This window comes from Arthrobacter sp. zg-Y179 (assembly GCF_020907345.1).
Taxonomy (GTDB): domain Bacteria; phylum Actinomycetota; class Actinomycetes; order Actinomycetales; family Micrococcaceae; genus Arthrobacter_B; species Arthrobacter_B jinronghuae.
Genome location: NZ_JAJJOB010000010.1, coordinates 494,651 through 510,236 on the forward strand (window position 1 = coordinate 494,651; position 15,586 = coordinate 510,236).

At 65.2% G+C, this 15,586-nt stretch carries 16 protein-coding genes and 1 riboswitch; of the genes, 12 read left to right on the forward strand and 4 right to left on the reverse strand.

Annotated elements, in window-relative coordinates; translation table 11 throughout:
* Nucleotide 1: 1 nt before the first annotated feature.
* Nucleotides 2–199, reverse strand: a riboswitch (cyclic di-AMP (ydaO/yuaA leader).
* Nucleotides 200–289: 90 nt separating this feature from the next.
* Nucleotides 290–988: a metal-dependent transcriptional regulator gene (locus LOC56_RS13500; RefSeq protein ID WP_229952756.1), complete on the reverse strand. Its 699-nt coding sequence runs from the start codon at nucleotides 986–988 to the stop codon at nucleotides 290–292.
* A gap of 216 nt (nucleotides 989–1,204) precedes the next feature.
* On the opposite strand from LOC56_RS13500, the gene serC reads away from it, so the two are divergent.
* Nucleotides 1,205–2,332: a phosphoserine transaminase gene (gene serC, locus LOC56_RS13505; RefSeq protein WP_229952757.1), complete on the forward strand. Its 1,128-nt coding sequence runs from the start codon at nucleotides 1,205–1,207 to the stop codon at nucleotides 2,330–2,332.
* A 48-nt stretch (nucleotides 2,333–2,380) separates the two neighbouring features.
* Here the strand turns inward: serC and LOC56_RS13510 are convergent, their stop codons facing one another.
* Genes LOC56_RS13510 through LOC56_RS13520 form a run of 3 tightly spaced genes read right to left on the reverse strand, consistent with a single transcriptional unit; the run spans nucleotide 2,381 to nucleotide 4,702 of the window.
* A complete protein-coding gene (locus tag LOC56_RS13510; protein WP_229952758.1) occupies nucleotides 2,381–3,661 on the reverse strand; it encodes an MFS transporter in 1,281 nt (426 codons plus the stop codon).
* Nucleotides 3,662–3,715: 54 nt separating this feature from the next.
* A complete protein-coding gene (locus tag LOC56_RS13515; protein ID WP_229952818.1) occupies nucleotides 3,716–4,297 on the reverse strand; it encodes a DUF3027 domain-containing protein in 582 nt (193 codons plus the stop codon).
* Between the two features lie 21 nt (nucleotides 4,298–4,318).
* Nucleotides 4,319–4,702: a cold-shock protein gene (locus LOC56_RS13520; RefSeq protein WP_229952760.1), complete on the reverse strand. Its 384-nt coding sequence runs from the start codon at nucleotides 4,700–4,702 to the stop codon at nucleotides 4,319–4,321.
* A gap of 211 nt (nucleotides 4,703–4,913) precedes the next feature.
* Here LOC56_RS13520 and LOC56_RS13525 point away from each other — a divergent pair, with 211 nt between their 5' ends.
* The 11 genes from LOC56_RS13525 (at nucleotide 4,914) to LOC56_RS13575 (ending at nucleotide 15,453) form a co-directional block, all read left to right on the forward strand.
* Entirely contained in the window at nucleotides 4,914–5,225 is a 312-nt protein-coding gene (locus LOC56_RS13525; protein WP_229952761.1) for a hypothetical protein, read from the forward strand.
* A gap of 39 nt (nucleotides 5,226–5,264) precedes the next feature.
* Complete coding sequence (locus tag LOC56_RS13530; RefSeq protein ID WP_229952762.1) at nucleotides 5,265–7,697, forward strand: helicase-associated domain-containing protein; 2,433 nt, start codon at nucleotides 5,265–5,267, stop codon at nucleotides 7,695–7,697.
* Nucleotides 7,690–9,336 carry a DNA repair helicase XPB gene (locus LOC56_RS13535; protein ID WP_227933795.1) on the forward strand — a complete coding sequence of 549 codons (1,647 nt, stop codon included), beginning with the start codon at nucleotides 7,690–7,692 and terminating at the stop codon, nucleotides 9,334–9,336. The genes LOC56_RS13530 and LOC56_RS13535 overlap by 8 nt, the downstream gene beginning before the upstream one ends.
* Before the next feature lie 146 nt (nucleotides 9,337–9,482).
* Nucleotides 9,483–9,824, forward strand: coding sequence for a DUF6507 family protein (locus LOC56_RS13540; RefSeq protein WP_229952764.1), 342 nt, complete (start codon nucleotides 9,483–9,485; stop codon nucleotides 9,822–9,824).
* Entirely contained in the window at nucleotides 9,821–11,020 is a 1,200-nt protein-coding gene (locus tag LOC56_RS13545) for a hypothetical protein (RefSeq protein WP_229952765.1), read from the forward strand. Before LOC56_RS13540 ends, LOC56_RS13545 begins: the two co-directional genes overlap by 4 nt.
* The gene (locus LOC56_RS13550; RefSeq protein WP_229952766.1) at nucleotides 11,014–11,454 is read left to right on the forward strand and encodes a hypothetical protein; all 441 of its coding nucleotides are present in this window, start codon (nucleotides 11,014–11,016) and stop codon (nucleotides 11,452–11,454) included. Before LOC56_RS13545 ends, LOC56_RS13550 begins: the two co-directional genes overlap by 7 nt.
* Entirely contained in the window at nucleotides 11,435–11,890 is a 456-nt protein-coding gene (locus LOC56_RS13555; protein ID WP_229952767.1) for a hypothetical protein, read from the forward strand. Before LOC56_RS13550 ends, LOC56_RS13555 begins: the two co-directional genes overlap by 20 nt.
* Nucleotides 11,883–12,722, forward strand: a complete 840-nt coding sequence (locus tag LOC56_RS13560) for a hypothetical protein (protein WP_229952769.1) — start codon at nucleotides 11,883–11,885, stop codon at nucleotides 12,720–12,722. Before LOC56_RS13555 ends, LOC56_RS13560 begins: the two co-directional genes overlap by 8 nt.
* Before the next feature lie 75 nt (nucleotides 12,723–12,797).
* Entirely contained in the window at nucleotides 12,798–13,511 is a 714-nt protein-coding gene (locus LOC56_RS13565; RefSeq protein ID WP_227913521.1) for a response regulator transcription factor, read from the forward strand.
* 55 nt (nucleotides 13,512–13,566) lie between these two features.
* On the forward strand, nucleotides 13,567–14,982 hold the full coding sequence (locus LOC56_RS13570) for a sensor histidine kinase (protein ID WP_229952770.1): 1,416 nt from the start codon (nucleotides 13,567–13,569) through the stop codon (nucleotides 14,980–14,982).
* 180 nt (nucleotides 14,983–15,162) lie between these two features.
* Entirely contained in the window at nucleotides 15,163–15,453 is a 291-nt protein-coding gene (locus LOC56_RS13575; protein ID WP_229952771.1) for a WXG100 family type VII secretion target, read from the forward strand.
* Nucleotides 15,454–15,586: the final 133 nt, after the last annotated feature.

Consider the following 15,586-nt stretch of genomic DNA (forward strand, 5'->3'; position numbering starts at 1 on the left):
TATTCCCTCTCATGGATCGCCTGCGAAGTTAGCTGTCGGATTCGAGTAGAGAAACTCGGCCTTTCCGGAAAAGGCGGGGCATCACCTGCAACTATGCAGGAAATGCCGCCGGCCCCCGAAAGGCTTCACCCCAAGGCAGCAATGCTGCCGGAAAGTGGGTCCTCCGCCCCTGCCTGGACGAATTTGGTGCTCCGGTCCGCTGGCAGGGCTCGGCGGACGGACCGGATAACGATGGTGTTTCAGCGTCGGAACTCACTATAGGGTAAATGTCACAAAAGTGACCATTCCGTTACCCAATAGGAGAAACAAAGACGTGGGAGGCCACTTCCGTAGGCAGTTCCAAGGCACCCTCGATACCCGGAACGCGAACGGAAATATAGCCGCCTACAACCTCTGCAGTGATCTGCGCTCCGGGCCGCAGCCCCGCTTCGTCCAGTTGGGAAAGCAGCTCGGGTTCCACCTGGATCGGTTCGGCCAGCCGGACCAGCCGAAGCTTGGTCCCCGGCTCGGCCGTAGCGACAGTGGACACCAGGTCGACGACGCCGGTGATGAATACTTCCGCAGCCGCGCCGCCGATTCCCTCGAGGCCGGGAATGGGATTGCCGTAGGGCGATTCCGTGGGGTGGCCCAACAGCTCATACAGCCGCCGTTCCACGCGCTCACTCATCACGTGTTCCCAGCGGCAGGCTTCATCGTGCACGTAGGCCCAGTCAAGTCCGATGACGTCGGCAAGGAGCCGTTCGGCCAGGCGGTGCTTGCGCATTACTTCGGTGGCCCGGCGCCGGCCCAGTTCCGTCAGCTCCAGCCGGCGGGTCCCGGCAACCACTACGAGCCCGTCACGTTCCATTCGTCCGATGGTCTGGGAAACCGTGGGACCGGAGTGCCGCAGCCGTTCGGCAATGCGTGCACGGAGGGCAACAATGTTCTCTTCTTCCAGTTCCAGGATGGTCCTGAGATACATCTCAGTGGTGTCAATGAGATCCGTCATGACGGGCCGCTCCTAGCAAGGGAGGAAGAAGGGCAACGAACCGCTGCCCGGGGGTGTACGCCAACACGTTAGCCTATCCGCCGGACCGCCCGATAATTGCGCGGCGCCGGGCACAGGGTGCGGTGGCGGGCGTCATACATCGCCGCCTCCGGAGTGTGTACGGCAGAATGGAAGTGCATATCCGCCACCTTCGAAACCTGCTTGGAGCGTCACGCCATGGGCGATACCGCCGCACTGAAAATTCCCGCTGGACTCCTCCCGAAGGACGGCCGATTTGGTGCCGGCCCTTCCAAGGTACGCCCGGAACAAATGTCCGCACTGGCAGCGGCGGGAGCAAACCTGCTCGGCACCTCCCACCGGCAGGCTCCGGTACGGAACCTCGTGGGCAGCGTCCGTGAAGGCCTCACCGAGCTGTTCTCGGCCCCCGAGGGCTACGAGGTTGTCCTGGGCGTGGGCGGCTCCACCGCATTCTGGGACATTGCGGCCTTCGGCCTGGTCCAGGACAAGGCCCAGCACCTGTCCTTCGGCGAATTCGGCTCAAAGTTCGCGGCAGCCACCAACAAGGCTCCGTTCCTCTCGGCATCCAGCATCATCACGTCCGCTCCCGGTACGCGCCCCGAGCCTGCGGTGGAGGCCGGCGTCGACGTTTATGCCTGGCCCCAGAATGAGACCTCCACCGGCGTGGCTGCCCCCGTACGGCGCGTGGAAGGCGCCGACGCCGGCTCCCTGGTCCTGATCGATGCCACCTCCGCTGCGGGCGGCCTGGATGTGGACCTGGCCCAGTCGGATGTCTATTACTTCGCACCGCAGAAAAACTTCGCTTCCGACGGCGGACTGTGGCTGGGCATGTTCTCTCCGGCGGCGCTGGAGCGGGCGGCCCGGATCAACGCCGGGGACCGCTGGATTCCGGATTTCCTGAACCTGCAGACCGCCATCGACAACTCGAGGCTGAACCAGACCTACAACACGCCGTCGCTGTCTACGCTGGTGACCCTTAACGCGCAGATCGAATGGCTCAATGCCAACGGCGGGCTTGCCTTCGCCGCGGGCCGGACGGCGGAGTCGGCGGGGCGGATCTATTCGTGGGCGGAGAAGTCCTCCGTGGCCACTCCGTTCGTTCCCCGTGCCGAGGACCGCTCCAATGTGATTGCCACGATCGATTTCGAGGAGGACATCGACGCCGCGGCAATTGCGAAGACCCTGCGCGCCAACGGCGTGGTGGACGTGGAGCCCTACCGCAAGCTCGGCCGCAACCAGCTGCGGATTGCCACCTTCGTTGCCATCGAGCCCGACGACGTCAGTGCCCTGCTGGAGTGCATCGATTATGTGATCGCGAATTCCTGACCCGCCAAGTCGCCCCCCCCCCATAGGGGTCGTGGCAGGACCCGGACGCTAGGCGTTGTCCGGGTCCTGCTGCTTTTCCGGAGTGTCCGTGGTCATGCTCAGCCGGCGCGGCAGGCTCCGGTCATAGTGGAAACGCATGCCGTAGGTGCGCCAGGCCCAGACGAAACCAATCGCGGCGGCAAGCAGACCCGAAGCGGCGGCAACGCCCAGGCTCCAGCGGGGACCAAAGGTGTTCGAGACCCAACCCACCACCGGGGCGCCCAGCGGCGTGCCGCCCATAAAGATGGCAAAGTACAGGGCCATCACCCGCCCGCGCATGATCTGGGCCGTGGTGGTCTGGACATAGGCGTTGGCGCTGGTCATCAGGGTCAGTGCAAACAGGCCGACGGGGATCAGCGAGACGGCGAACAGGATCAGGCTGGGTGCCGCGGCGGACAGGATGCAGGCCAGGCCGAAGGCTCCGGCCGCACCAAAGACAAAGCGCAGGCGGGGCCGGTCCCGCCGGGCGGACAGCAACGCGCCGGCAACGGATCCAATGGCCATCACCGAATTCAGGACGCCGAAAATGCCGGCGTCCCGGCCGAACTCGGTACGCGCCATGGCTGCGATATAGATAGCGAAATTCATGCCGAAGGTCCCCACGATGAAGATCGCGAGCATCACCATGATCAGGTCCGGCCGGTGCCGCACGTACGCAAGTCCGGCCCGGATGCGGCCCTTCCCCGGAGGTGCCTTGGGCAACACGCGCAGCTCGCCGGCCCGCATTTTCAGCAGCGCAATGACCATGGCGCCGAACGTCACGGCGTTGAGTACGAAGACCAGGCCCGGGCCCACGGCCACGGTCAGGAGGCCGGCGACGGCGGGGCCGATCATCCGTGCCCCGTTGAAGGAGGCACTGTTAAGGGCGACGGCGTTGGGCAGGTCCCGCTCGGAAACCACCTCGGAGACGAATGCCTGACGTGCCGGCCCGTCCACGGCGGACACCACGCCGAGAGCCAGCGCGAAGGCGTAGACGTGCCACAGCTCGGCATGCCCTGAGAGCACCAGGAACCCCAGCGCCAGGCCCAGGGCGCCCATGCTGACCTGCGTGAGCAGGAGGACCTTGCGGCGGTTGTACGTGTCCGCGATCAGGCCTGACCACGGGGCCAGAAGCAGCTGCGGCCCCAGCTGCAGCGCCATGACTATTCCCATGGCTGCCGCGTCCTGGTCGGTCAGGATGTCATAGACAAGCCAGTCCTGCGCCGTACGCTGCATCCAGGTGCCGATGTTCGACACCAGGGCACCGATAAACCAGATGCGGTAGTTGAAGATGCGAAGGGAACGGAACATCAGTCCAGCGCCCCCTTGGGGATAGTGAACCCTGTTGCCGCGACCGTCACGGGATTATTCGTCCTCCTGGGCACCTGTCTCATCGGCGTGCTCTTCGCCGGCCTGGTTCTCGCCTGCCTCGTCCTGCTGCCCGTCGTTGTCCTGGCCAGCGGGTTCCGCTTCGGCCTGTTCCTGATCGGCCTGTTCCTGCGCCCGCTGTTCCTGTTCCTGCTGTTCCTGTTCGGCAGCAATGTCTTCCGGACGCAGCCGATCGGACCACGGCACCCACTCGGGAGCCAGCAGCGCTTCGTCCGAGGGGAGCAGCCCCACCTCGCTGACCGTCACCTTCTTGCTCCGGGGCATACGGGCAACTGTGGCGTACCAGTACCACCCGCGGTAGCCGGGACGGAGGGAGGAGAACCGGTGCGTTACCACCCGTTCGGCGTCGGCCGCTGCACCCAGGTAATTGCCTACTTCGTCTTCGGAGACGACGTCCAGCAGTCCGGCACGGGCTTCGGCCACGGCAGCCGCAAGCACGGCGTCGGGCTTCCCCGGCCGGCGCGGGGCGCGCTTGCGGACCGCCGGAGCAGCAGCATCCTCCGCAGCGTCGGCGTCGGGTTCGGGGGACGGGTCGGAAGAGGGAGTTACCGGTCTCATAGTCACTTCAGCGCACTTACCTTATATATCCAGATCATCGGCAACGGCCCGCAGGACGGCAGCTACCTTGGATGCGTGCTTCTTATCCGGGTAGCGGCCGCGCCGCAGTCCGTTGGAAATACCGTCCAGCAGCTTGATGAGGTCCTCGGTGATCGCGGCCATGTCTTCGGCATCCTTGCGGGTTGCCTTGGCTACCGACGGCGGCGCCTCGAGAATGCGGGCGGAGAGGGCCTGCGGTCCGCGGCGGCCGTCAGCCACACCGAATTCCATGCGGGTGCCGGGCTTGACCTCGCTGACTCCCGCAGGCAGGGCCGAAGCGTGCAGGAAGACTTCCTGCCCATCGTCCGTGGCCAGAAACCCAAAACCCTTACCAGTGTCGAACCATTTGACCTTGCCGATGGGCACTTCGGTTACCTCGTTCTTAGTTTAATTGCAGCAGGACACCTGCCGCAGGAATGGACGTGACCCGCATTGGCCCGCCAGGCCCGAAGCGGCGCCGGAGTACCTTTGGAGATACTACGGGGAAGTCTGTTCCCTTTAGAATATCCCGACAAGGGAATGGGGCACCAAGGCCTCCCCTTTGTCCCGCGGTTTTCCGCTGTTAGCGTTAATTAACATGAGCAACACCCCACCGGAGAAGGTCCGGCTCCCCTCACCACTCGCCGAGAAGCAGATGTCGGCGCCCCACACGCCGCCGGATCCCCGGGTTCCTCCCCGCAAATCACCGCTCCGCTGGTTTGCCACCCTACTTGCGGCCGTGCTGGCCCTGTTCGGACTGGGTACCCTCGCTGCGGTACTGATCCTTTCCCTCGGAGGCGAGGCAGTGGCGCCTTGGCTGGTAGCGGCATCCCTCTACGCACTCCCCCTCGCGTTCCTGCTTATGGCGGGCCTGGTGATCGACGGAATCAGGCGCCGGCGCCGGGGCTGATCGGTCCGTTTTTCTCCCCACTCAGGTAACGTGGTTTTGATGTCCGCGATTCGAGCTCTGGCCGAAGATTTAGCTGCACGCAGTGATGACCAACTGCGTGAATTGCTCACGGCCCGGCCCGATCTGGCACTCCCTGCCGTCCCGGATTTCCAGGCCCTGGCTGCACGTGCTTCCACACGTGTCAGCGTCCAGCGGATCCTCGAGAAACTGACGGCACCGCAGCTGCAGGTCCTGGAAGCGGTGGACCTGACCACCAACGAAGATTCCCAGCTCAGCACCACCGCTTCATGGTTGAAGACGGCAATCTCGGGCTCAACCATCAAATCCCTCGATGCGATCCTGGGCCACCTGCATTCCCTGGCCCTGCTTCGGCGGGCCAAGCCGCACCCCGGAGCGCCGAAGGCTGATGCCTCCCGCCGCTTCTATCTGCCCGTCTCGGTCCTTGGTGAGGCGCTGGGAGCCTATCCCGCCGGGCTGGGCAGGCCGTATTCCACCCTGGCGGCCCAGCATCCGGAGTTCGGGCAACGCCTGGTGGGCATCGTCGAGGGGCTGCGCAGCAGCGGACTGCCCATAGAGAAGGCCGACACCCCTGCCACCGCCGCCCATTCCCTGCATCATCTGGTCTCTGATCCTGCAGGCTGGGCTACGCTCATGGAGGGCGCTCCGCCGCAGACAACAGAGCTGCTTCGCCGGTTCAAGTATTCACCGGTGGGCACCATCCCCAAGAAGGCCGCCCTGGGACGCGCCGTCCTGGACAACCCCTCCCCCACCCCGGTGGAATGGCTCGTGGCCCGTGGCCTCCTGGTCCCCCTGGATGCGCTTCACGTGGAACTTCCGCGGCCGGTGGGCCAGGCCTCCCGAGGCCATGTAATCGTCTCTGACTTCCAGTTGGAGGCGCCTCGGCCGGTTCCCCGCAACGTCGCCCGCAACCTGCGGGACAACGCCGCGTTTGGAGCGGTGGCCGAAACCCTGCGGCTGGTTACGGAACTGCTGGCGCTTGCGGCCGAAAATCCGATCGGGACGCTGCGCTCCGGGGGCGTCGGCGTGCGCGAAGTACGCCGCCTCTCGGAGTCGCTGCGGCTGGACGGTGCCGCTACCTCCTGGCTGCTGGAGCTGGCTGCCCTGGCCGGACTGATCACCTTGGATGCTGCAACCTCACGCTGGGGCACCACCGAGGGAACCTGGCTTACCCAGAACCGTGAAGATCAGTGGCGCCGACTGGTGGAAGCCTGGCTGGACGCGGACCGCGCACCGTCCCTGGTGGGCGCACCCCTGCCGGCAGGCGGAGCAGTGAACGCGCTGGCCGCCGAAGTTTCCCGCCCGGACGCCCCCGTGGTCCGCCGTCGGGCCCTGGAAATGCTTGCCCTGCTCTCCGATGTCGAGGGTGCCGGCGAAAACGAGACTGTCGGTGCCTTCGAAACCGAGGACCTCATCAGTGCCCTGACCTGGCACCAGCCGCGGCTGCAGCGGCGTTTTGCCCGGCTGGTGCCGGGCATCCTGAAGGAGGCGGCCCAGCTGGGGCTGCTCGGTTCAGGGGCGTTGACGGTGCTGGGCTCGGCCGTTGCCGGCAGCGACTATTCCCGTGCCACCTCCGTGCTGCGTGACGCGCTGCCTGCGCCCTTGAATTCCTTCCTGCTGCAAGCTGACCTCACGGCGGTGGCGCCCGGCTACCTGGAGCCCGACGTCGCCCGGGAGCTCGCCCTGATTTCCACGGCGGAAGGCCAGGGCCCGGCAACGATCTACCGGTTCTCGGCCGAGTCCATCCGGCGGGCACTGGATGAAGGGCACGACGCCGACGGCATCCTCGCCTTCCTGCACCAGCATTCCGCAACGGATGTCCCCCAGCCGCTGCGCTACCTGGTGGAGGACACCGCAGCCCGGTACGGGCGGCTGCGGGTCGGTGCGGCGGGATCTTATCTGCGCAGTGATGACGAGGCCGGGCTGAACGCCCTGCTGGCGGACCCGCGGACCGCTTCACTCGGCCTGGTGCGGCTGGCCCCGACGGTGGTCGCAGCCAACGTACCCGCCAAGGAACTCACCTTTTCCCTCCGGGAGCTCGGCTATCCGCCGGCATTGGAAGGCCCGGCACGCAAGCCGGTTGGCTCCCACCGGATGGTCCCGGTGCCGGCGCCGTCCTCTTCCCGGGCCCGGCTGAACCCGTGGGAACTTACGGACGAGGACCTGGACCGGCAGCTTGCCGCGCTGCGCGGCGGAGGGCCCGTCCCGCACGCCGGCGAGAGCCAGTCGCTGGTCAGCCTGGAAACCCTGCGCAAGGCCATCCGCACCAAGAGTTCGGTGCGCATGGGCGTGGTGGATGCCCAGGGGAATCAGCGGCAGGAGATTTTCGTTCCCTTGTCTGTGAGCGACGGCAGGGTCCGGGTCTACGACCCGCGCCACGACGTCGAACGCACAGTGTCAGTACATCGGATTATGGACGTGGAAATAGTGGAGGGTAGCCCGGCACATGGTTGACGGACCGTTGATTGTCCAGAGCGATAAGACGATTCTTCTGGAGGTCGATCATGAACAGGCAACCGAGGCCCGGCACGCCATCGCGGCTTTCGCGGAACTCGAGCGTGCCCCCGAGCACATCCACAGTTACCGGCTGACGCCGCTGGGGCTGTGGAATGCGCGGGCTGCGGGGCTCGACGCCGAACAGGTCCTGAACACGCTGCTGATGTACTCCCGCTTCCCGGTGCCGCACTCGCTGCTGATCGACATTGAAGAAACCATGTCCCGTTACGGCCGGCTGCGCCTCGAGAAGGACCCCCAGCACGGGTTGGTGCTGCGCACCAATGACTATCCGGTGCTCGAAGAAGTAATGCATGCCAAGAAGATCCAGCCGCTGCTGGGCCCGCGGATCGACGGCGAAACCGTAGTGGTGCAGTCCGCCATGCGCGGCCAGCTCAAGCAGCTGCTGCTGAAGCTGGGCTGGCCTGCCGAAGACCTGGCCGGTTATGTGGACGGCACGCCGCATCCGATCCTGCTCAATGAGGACGGCTGGGCTCTGCGCCCGTACCAGAAGCTCGCCACCGAGAACTTCTGGGCCGGCGGTTCCGGCGTGGTGGTACTGCCCTGCGGTGCGGGCAAGACCCTGGTGGGTGCCGCGGCCATGGCCACCAGCTCCACCACCACCCTGATCCTGGTGACCAACACCGTCTCCGCCCGGCAGTGGAAGGATGAGCTGCTGAAGCGCACGTCCCTGACCGAGGATGAAATCGGAGAATACTCCGGCGCGGTGAAGGAAGTCCGCCCGGTCACCATCGCCACCTACCAGGTCCTGACCCTCAAGCGCGGCGGACTGTATCCGCACCTGGAGCTGCTGGACGCCAACGACTGGGGCCTGATCATCTATGACGAGGTGCATCTGCTGCCGGCACCGATTTTCCGGATGACCGCGGACCTGCAGGCCCGGCGCCGACTGGGCTTGACCGCCACCCTGGTCCGTGAGGACGGCCGCGAGGGCGAGGTCTTCTCGCTGATCGGCCCCAAGCGCTACGACGCCCCGTGGAAGGACATCGAGGCGCAGGGCTACATTGCCCCGGCCGAATGCATCGAGGTCCGGGTGGACCTGCCGCGGGATGAGCGGGTGGCCTACGCCATGGCCGAAGACGGGGACAAATACCGTCTGTGCTCGACGTCGGAAACCAAGACCGGCGTCGTCGAACAGCTGGTGAAGCGCCATGCCGGTGAGCAGACCCTGGTGATCGGGCAGTACCTGGACCAGCTGGACGAACTTTCCGAGCGCCTGGACGCACCGGTGATCAAGGGTGACACCCCGGTCAAGGAACGCCAGCGGCTCTTCAACGAATTCCGAGAAGGTGCCCTGAGCACCCTCGTAGTGTCCAAGGTTGCGAACTTCTCCATCGACCTGCCCGAGGCCTCCGTGGCCATCCAGGTCTCCGGCTCCTTCGGCTCCCGGCAGGAAGAGGCCCAGCGGCTGGGCCGGCTCCTGCGCCCCAAGGCTGACGGCAAGGCGGCACACTTCTACACCGTGGTTGCCCGCGACACCCTCGACCAGGACTTTGCCGCCAAACGGCAGCGGTTCCTCGCCGAGCAGGGCTACGCCTATTCCATTCTGGACGCCACGGATATCGAAAAGCCGGTGTAGCGTCCTTTTCCGGCCCGCCCCCCTGAAGATAAGGGCGGGAGGGACATGGGCAGTTCTCCCCATCGCGCACACCATAACCGCCGCATATCTTTAGCGGTAAATGGAGTGCTTTCCGGTACTGTTGTGCCGATTGGGGGAAAAGGGAAATGTCCATAAACGGATGGGATATTCAGGTGGCCGTTGTGAACGGCATTCTCGGTGCGGCCGGAGGCAGCACCGAGGATCTCCGCGCAGAAGAAACGGCCCTGCAGGATGCTGTCTCGGGGGCCGCGGAATCGGTGAACAGCCCGGTCATCCAGCAGGCCTTGACTGCCTGCTACGAGGAATACCTCTCCAGGCTTCTTTCCAGTGGTGTTATTCAGGCCGAGAATGCCTGCAAGTACACAGGCGAGGCGGTTCAGCATTACATTAGCGGCGACGCGGACATGGCCGATGCCGCCGCTCGGAACGCGGGCAATATGCCCGAAGACGCGGGAGCATTGAAATGAGCATCGACGTTTCAGCACTTCCCGTCCTGCCCGACACCGGAACCGTACGCGCGGACGCTGGCAAAATTGCGGCTTCAGGTGCCCGGGCTGCCGCTTTGGGTGACAACCTTGTGTCCCAATGGGCCGGATTGCAGGGCAACTACCTGGCTCCTGAGCAGGACACGGTTTACGGCGCAATGCAGAAGGTGGTGCCGTTCACCGATGAAACCCAGACCGTTGCCTCTGGCATCCGCAGTGCCCTGGACACGTTCTCCGACACCGTCGATGCCCTTCGTCCCCGCTTCGACGCGTTCCTAACCTCAGTCAGCGACCACTCCTGCGCCCCGCCCCTTGAGGATGCCTCCGAAGCAGCTGCCGCGACCGCCCGGCTTCAGAGTCAGATGCAGGCCCTCATCCGCGAGTTCCATGCCGCCGAAGACGCCTGCGCTGCGGCCATTGGCCGCAGCTACCTCATGCTTCCCGATGCACCCGGCATGTTCGACACTCCTGCATATGCCCTGGGCAGCGGGCTGATCAGCACGGGGCTGCAGTCCATTCATCATGGCAGCGGGCAAAGACTCGTCCGGATTGTCCTTGACCCCGGGTCCAATCAGAGGCACCTGAATGTTTCCGGCTCCTATACCATCCGCATAAACGGACGGCCCGAGCGGTATTTCCCACGGTCTTCCTTTATGGCTCCGGCCATTGCGCGTCTGGGCCACCGTGCCCTCGACGTGCGGATGCCGCGCGAACCTGTCATTAACACGTGGTCCCGGCGCCGACCCCAGGCCAATGGACGCCCAGCCCCGATACCGAACGTGCCCGGATGGGCCAAGAAGGCCGGCAACGCCTTCGGGGTCGTGGACGTTGGGCTCAGTGTCTACGGCAATGCCGCTGAACAGTGGAATGAAGACCAGCTGGCCCACCCCGAATACAGCACGGCGCAAAAAATCGGCAGCGCTGCCACGAATGTGGTCCTGGAAAGCGGCGGCGCCGCCATGGGTGCGGCCATTGGTACCGGGATTGGCGCAACCCTTGGCAGTTTCATACCCATTCCGGTGGTTGGCACGGTTGTCGGGGCCGCGGTGGGCGGTTGGATAGGCAGTTCCATCGGGGAAGGCGTCGGCAGTGCGGTGAAGGGTATATTCATCGACGGCAAGGGCGTGGGGAAGTCGCTCAAGGACGGGGCAAAGGAGTTTTTGGATTCATTGTGGTAATTCTCGGAGTGCTTATATTGTCATTGCTGATTCTCGCGGGAATCCTTTGGTGCGCCCTGACCGGCATCGCTGCCTATAACGGAACATGGCGGGTCTGGGCCGCCGGAAATGCTCTGCCCGTGCAGCTTGGAAAACACAACTATTCAGGGTTTTTCGGACTGTATATGCTCCCGGTTTTCGCCGCGCTGGCGGTGCTCGCGGTACTGGGACCGGCCGGGCTGGGGACGGTTTCATCAACATACGCGCCACTGATACTGCTTCCTGCTGCATTGCCGGCTGCGCTCTGCTTCATCCGCCTGCCGCGCTTCCTGCTGCCACAGTGGTACAAGGACTGGTTGGACCGCGGAGCAAACAAGCAGGAACTCCTGCTGGAAGAATATTCTTCACCGCTGACCTGGCTACGAAGGACAAAGCATGCTGATCGCCGAAAGTAGCGGCGGGGTTTCCCTGCTCCGCCCGGAAGACTGGGCGGTAGTGCCATCCCCGGACGTGGAACTTGTCATTGCGGCGCCCCCGGCGCAGTGGCTGGGCGAAGATGGCTTCCGGCCGAATGTCACCGTGACGAGTTTCCCGTTTCCCGGAAGTGCCGCCCAACTCAGTACCACCGTCCTGGCTTCGCTGCTCGCCTCCCTCACGGATCCCTTCCTGGTATCCGTGGAGTTAGTGCCGGATGCCGAGGCCGAACGGCGGATTGAGTACACACACCTGGGATCGGGCGGCAGCATCCATTGCGTGTCGCAGCTCCTGCTTCACGAGGATGAAGCCTGCGTGGTTACGTCATCCTGCGCCTCGGGGCAGCTCTCTGCTTACGAGGGAATCCTTGACCTGATACTCGCCTCCGCAACGCAAAAGGGGTTCCTGAATGGTTAGCCTGGTTTCCGAACGGGAGCCGGAGCTGGACCCGGCCGCGAGTGCCCTTCTTGGCACCGATGCGGAAAGACTGAGCGGGCTTGCGCAGCTGCAGCCGTACTCGTCCCGCGGCCCGTGGCTGGACTCCGACTCCGTGGCGCTGCTCGATGTTGCCGCAGACGGCGGCCGGGTGGGACGCTTCCAGCGTGCCGGCAAGGCCGGTGCATTAGCCGTGCTTGGAGAAGCCGGCCTTATGGATCCGGGCGGTCGCCTAACTCCCGAGGGCCTTTCCGTCACCGCACCGCTTTCGGGCAACCGGGCGGCCCTGAAACTCGAATCCAGCTTCGGGGGCCGAAGCGCGGGAATGCAGGTGCTGATGAACGAGCAGGACGCGATGCTCCTTGCCGGCCCGTCCCACGCCGAATTGACCGGTCCGGAACCGGAACAGCACCGGGAGATGCTGCAGCTGGATCTGGTAGGCCTCAACGACCTGTTCCCGGCCCTGGCCGCCTGGCTCGGCATAGGCCCGGCCTGGACGGTGCCGGCGGCACCGGTCACGGTCCCTGTTGCCACCCTCAACCGCAGGTTGGCAGCGCCGGAAGAACCGGTACCAACGGCCGATCCGTCCTGGGTGCGCATGTGGAACCAGCCATGGTTCCTTTGGCACGTGGCCGATGCCTACGACCCCGGGGAAAATACCGGCTGGGGATACATAGGCGCCGGAACCGCTGGCCATTTCCGCGTAGTCGTCGACGGAGAAGCGGCCACCATTACCCCCACCCAATCCAGCCGGGTGTACCGGGAGCTCATGGACGCCGTCGAGGGTGCACTCCTGCGCGGCAGCGGCTCCTAGGATTCACTGCCGCTTTTCAGTGACCGTCATGCTTACCTACAGACAACGTCCAGCTAAATGTAAGAAACTGGGCGGGTGAACAAATCGTCTGCACCCGAAGCACGCCTCCTTGTTGTCGATGATGAACCCAACATCCGCGAGCTGTTGTCCACCTCGCTGCGCTTCGCCGGGTTCGACGTCGTCGCCGCCGCCAACGGCCGTGAGGCCCTTGCCGCCGTCGACTCCCACAATCCGGACCTCGCGGTCCTGGACGTAATGCTCCCGGACATGGACGGCTTCACGCTCACGCGCCGTCTGCGCGCTGCCGGACAGCACTTCCCCGTGGTCTTCCTGACCGCCCGCGACGACACCGAGGACAAGGTCACCGGCCTGACCGTGGGCGGCGATGACTACGTCACCAAACCCTTCAGCCTCGACGAAGTGGTGGCGCGCATCCGCGCCGTGCTTCGCCGCACCCAGCCGCTTGAGGACGACGACGCCGTCATCCGCGTGGATGACCTGGAGCTCGACGACGACGCCCACGAGGTGCGGCGCGGCGGGGTCACCATCGACCTCTCCCCCACCGAGTTCAAACTGCTGCGGTACCTGATGCTGAACCCGAACCGGGTCCTGTCCAAGGCACAGATCCTGGACCACGTCTGGGAATACGACTTCAACGGAGACGCCTCGATCGTGGAGTCCTACATCTCCTACCTGCGCCGCAAGATCGACCGCAGCCCGGACGCGCCGGCGCTGATCCAGACCAAGCGCGGCGTGGGCTACCTGCTCCGCTCCTCGGAGAAGCGCTAGGGCTTTGATACGGCGCTGGAAATCCGCTTCACTTCGGTCGCAGCTTCTCGCCATCATGGCGGTGCTGATGGTGGTCACGGTGACCATCACCGGCTTCGCCACCATTACCCTGCTGCGCCAGATACTGGTGGACCGGCTGGACGCGGACATCGACGCTAATGCGTCCAAGGTCTCGCGCTACCTGCTGGTGAACGAGCCGAGCACTGATGCTTCCCTCTTCCGGTACTACGGGCTGTACCTGAACGAAGACGGCAGCCATGGTCCGGCGACGCATTCGGAGTCGGCAACGGACATCCCGAAGCTCGATAACTACACCTCCGAGCAGGTTGAGGCCATGGACGCCGAGGGCTTTGACGTCCGCGGCACGGAGCCGACGTCCAAGGGCTGGCGGGTACGCATCTACGACTTCGAGAACCTGCCCGGTTCCGTGGCCGTTGCGATTCCGCTGGACTCGGTTGCAGCGACCGTGGACGAGGCGGCTTCACTGGTGTTTTCGGTCGGACTGCTCGGAACCCTGGGCGCCACCGGGATTGCCTACTGGGCGGTCACCCGGCAGTTCCGTCCGCTGAGCCAGGTGGAAAAAACCGCCGCCGCCATTGCCGCCGGAGACCTCTCCCGCCGAGTGGAGGTGGGCAACCCGGCAACGGAAATCGGCCGCCTGTCCCGCTCGCTCAATGCCATGCTGGCCCATATCGAAACCGCGTTTGCAGCCCGCACCCAATCCGAGCGCAAGATGCGCCGCTTCGTGCAGGACGCCTCGCATGAGCTACGGACCCCACTGGTGACCATCCGCGGGTTCTCGGAGCTGTATCGCCACGGCGCCCTCCAGAAACCGGAAGAGATCTCCGCTGCCATGGGCAGGATCGAGAGCGAAGCCAAGCGCATGGGACAACTCGTAGAGGACCTCCTGACCCTGGCCCGGGTGGACGAGCAGCGCCCGCTCGAATACGAGCCGGTGGACCTGATGATCCTGGGCAACGACGCCGCACTGGACGCGCGTGCCAGCGCGCCCGACCGCGACATCCGGGTGGTGGGGCTGGACGGCCACGCGCCGCAGAGCGCACCGACCATGGGAGACGAGGCCCGGCTGCGGCAGGTCGTGGCGAACCTGATGACCAATGCCCTGCGTTACACGCCGGCCGGTTCTCCCATCGAAGTGGCAGTCGGAGTTGCACCCGTTATCCATGACCGGATGGATGCGGTGCTGGAGGTACGGGACCACGGGCCCGGGATCTCGGAGGACGACGCCGCGCGGGTGTTCGAACGCTTCTACCGCGCCGATTCCTCCCGCTACCGGGAGACCGGCGGCACCGGCCTCGGACTGGCCATTGTGGCCGCCCTGGTGGCCCAGCACGACGGGACGGTGCGGCTGGCCGAGACGGAAGGCGGAGGCGCCACCCTGTCCATCCGCCTCCCCTACCGCGCTCCGGAGCAGTTCCCTGAGCGTCCCGACGAGGCTGACGACAACTGACCCTCCCCTGGGCGCCGCCGGGCCTCCAGACGGGCGGAAGGGGCCGTTCTGCCCTCCACAGGGGTATCCCGGAGGAAGACCCGCCGTAGTCCTCCACACCTATTGGTCCTTCGCGCGCCGGCGGCCGGCTGCCGTCCTACCCTTCCGGTATCCGATCCAAGCCGCTACCAGGAGGAAATCATGCCCCTATTTGCCGTGGACAGCGAGGCACTGGCTGCCAAGAGTGCCGAAGTGCAGGGAACCATCGAGCGCCTTCGGGCCGATGTGAACGGTATGCAGGCCGGGCTGGCCTCGCTAAGCGAAATCTGGCGGGGATCCGCGTCGGCCAATTTCCAGCTGCTGGTTACCGATTGGCGGGCCACGCAGGCCCGGGTGGAGGAATCACTGGACAGCATCAACCAGGCGCTGGCGTTCGCGTCAGCGCAGTACGCCGAGACGGAGGCGGCGAACACGTCGCTCTTTATGCACTGATTCCGTCCCCGCCCGGAGCCGTACTGGCGCGTTGCAGGGCGTGCGCTTTTAAATGCAAGAGGCGGGGGGGGGGGGGGCGGGGGGGGGGGGGGGTGCTTAACCTTTATTAAAAACGTTGGGGGGGGTGTTTTCC

What these genes read in the sequence shown, in the direction of transcription:
- LOC56_RS13510 (WP_229952758.1), bottom strand. Translation starts at nt 3,661, where the DNA reads ATGTTCCGTTCCCTTCGCATCTTCAACTACCGCATCTGGTTTATCGGT.
- serC (WP_229952757.1), top strand. Translation starts at nt 1,205, where the DNA reads ATGGGCGATACCGCCGCACTGAAAATTCCCGCTGGACTCCTCCCGAAG.
- LOC56_RS13500 (WP_229952756.1), bottom strand. Translation starts at nt 988, where the DNA reads ATGACGGATCTCATTGACACCACTGAGATGTATCTCAGGACCATCCTG.
- LOC56_RS13540 (WP_229952764.1), top strand. Translation starts at nt 9,483, where the DNA reads ATGTCCATAAACGGATGGGATATTCAGGTGGCCGTTGTGAACGGCATT.
- LOC56_RS13555 (WP_229952767.1), top strand. Translation starts at nt 11,435, where the DNA reads ATGCTGATCGCCGAAAGTAGCGGCGGGGTTTCCCTGCTCCGCCCGGAA.
- LOC56_RS13545 (WP_229952765.1), top strand. Translation starts at nt 9,821, where the DNA reads ATGAGCATCGACGTTTCAGCACTTCCCGTCCTGCCCGACACCGGAACC.
- LOC56_RS13570 (WP_229952770.1), top strand. Translation starts at nt 13,567, where the DNA reads ATGGCGGTGCTGATGGTGGTCACGGTGACCATCACCGGCTTCGCCACC.
- LOC56_RS13535 (WP_227933795.1), top strand. Translation starts at nt 7,690, where the DNA reads ATGGTTGACGGACCGTTGATTGTCCAGAGCGATAAGACGATTCTTCTG.
- LOC56_RS13575 (WP_229952771.1), top strand. Translation starts at nt 15,163, where the DNA reads ATGCCCCTATTTGCCGTGGACAGCGAGGCACTGGCTGCCAAGAGTGCC.
- LOC56_RS13530 (WP_229952762.1), top strand. Translation starts at nt 5,265, where the DNA reads ATGTCCGCGATTCGAGCTCTGGCCGAAGATTTAGCTGCACGCAGTGAT.
- LOC56_RS13560 (WP_229952769.1), top strand. Translation starts at nt 11,883, where the DNA reads ATGGTTAGCCTGGTTTCCGAACGGGAGCCGGAGCTGGACCCGGCCGCG.
- LOC56_RS13525 (WP_229952761.1), top strand. Translation starts at nt 4,914, where the DNA reads ATGAGCAACACCCCACCGGAGAAGGTCCGGCTCCCCTCACCACTCGCC.
- LOC56_RS13515 (WP_229952818.1), bottom strand. Translation starts at nt 4,297, where the DNA reads ATGAGACCGGTAACTCCCTCTTCCGACCCGTCCCCCGAACCCGACGCC.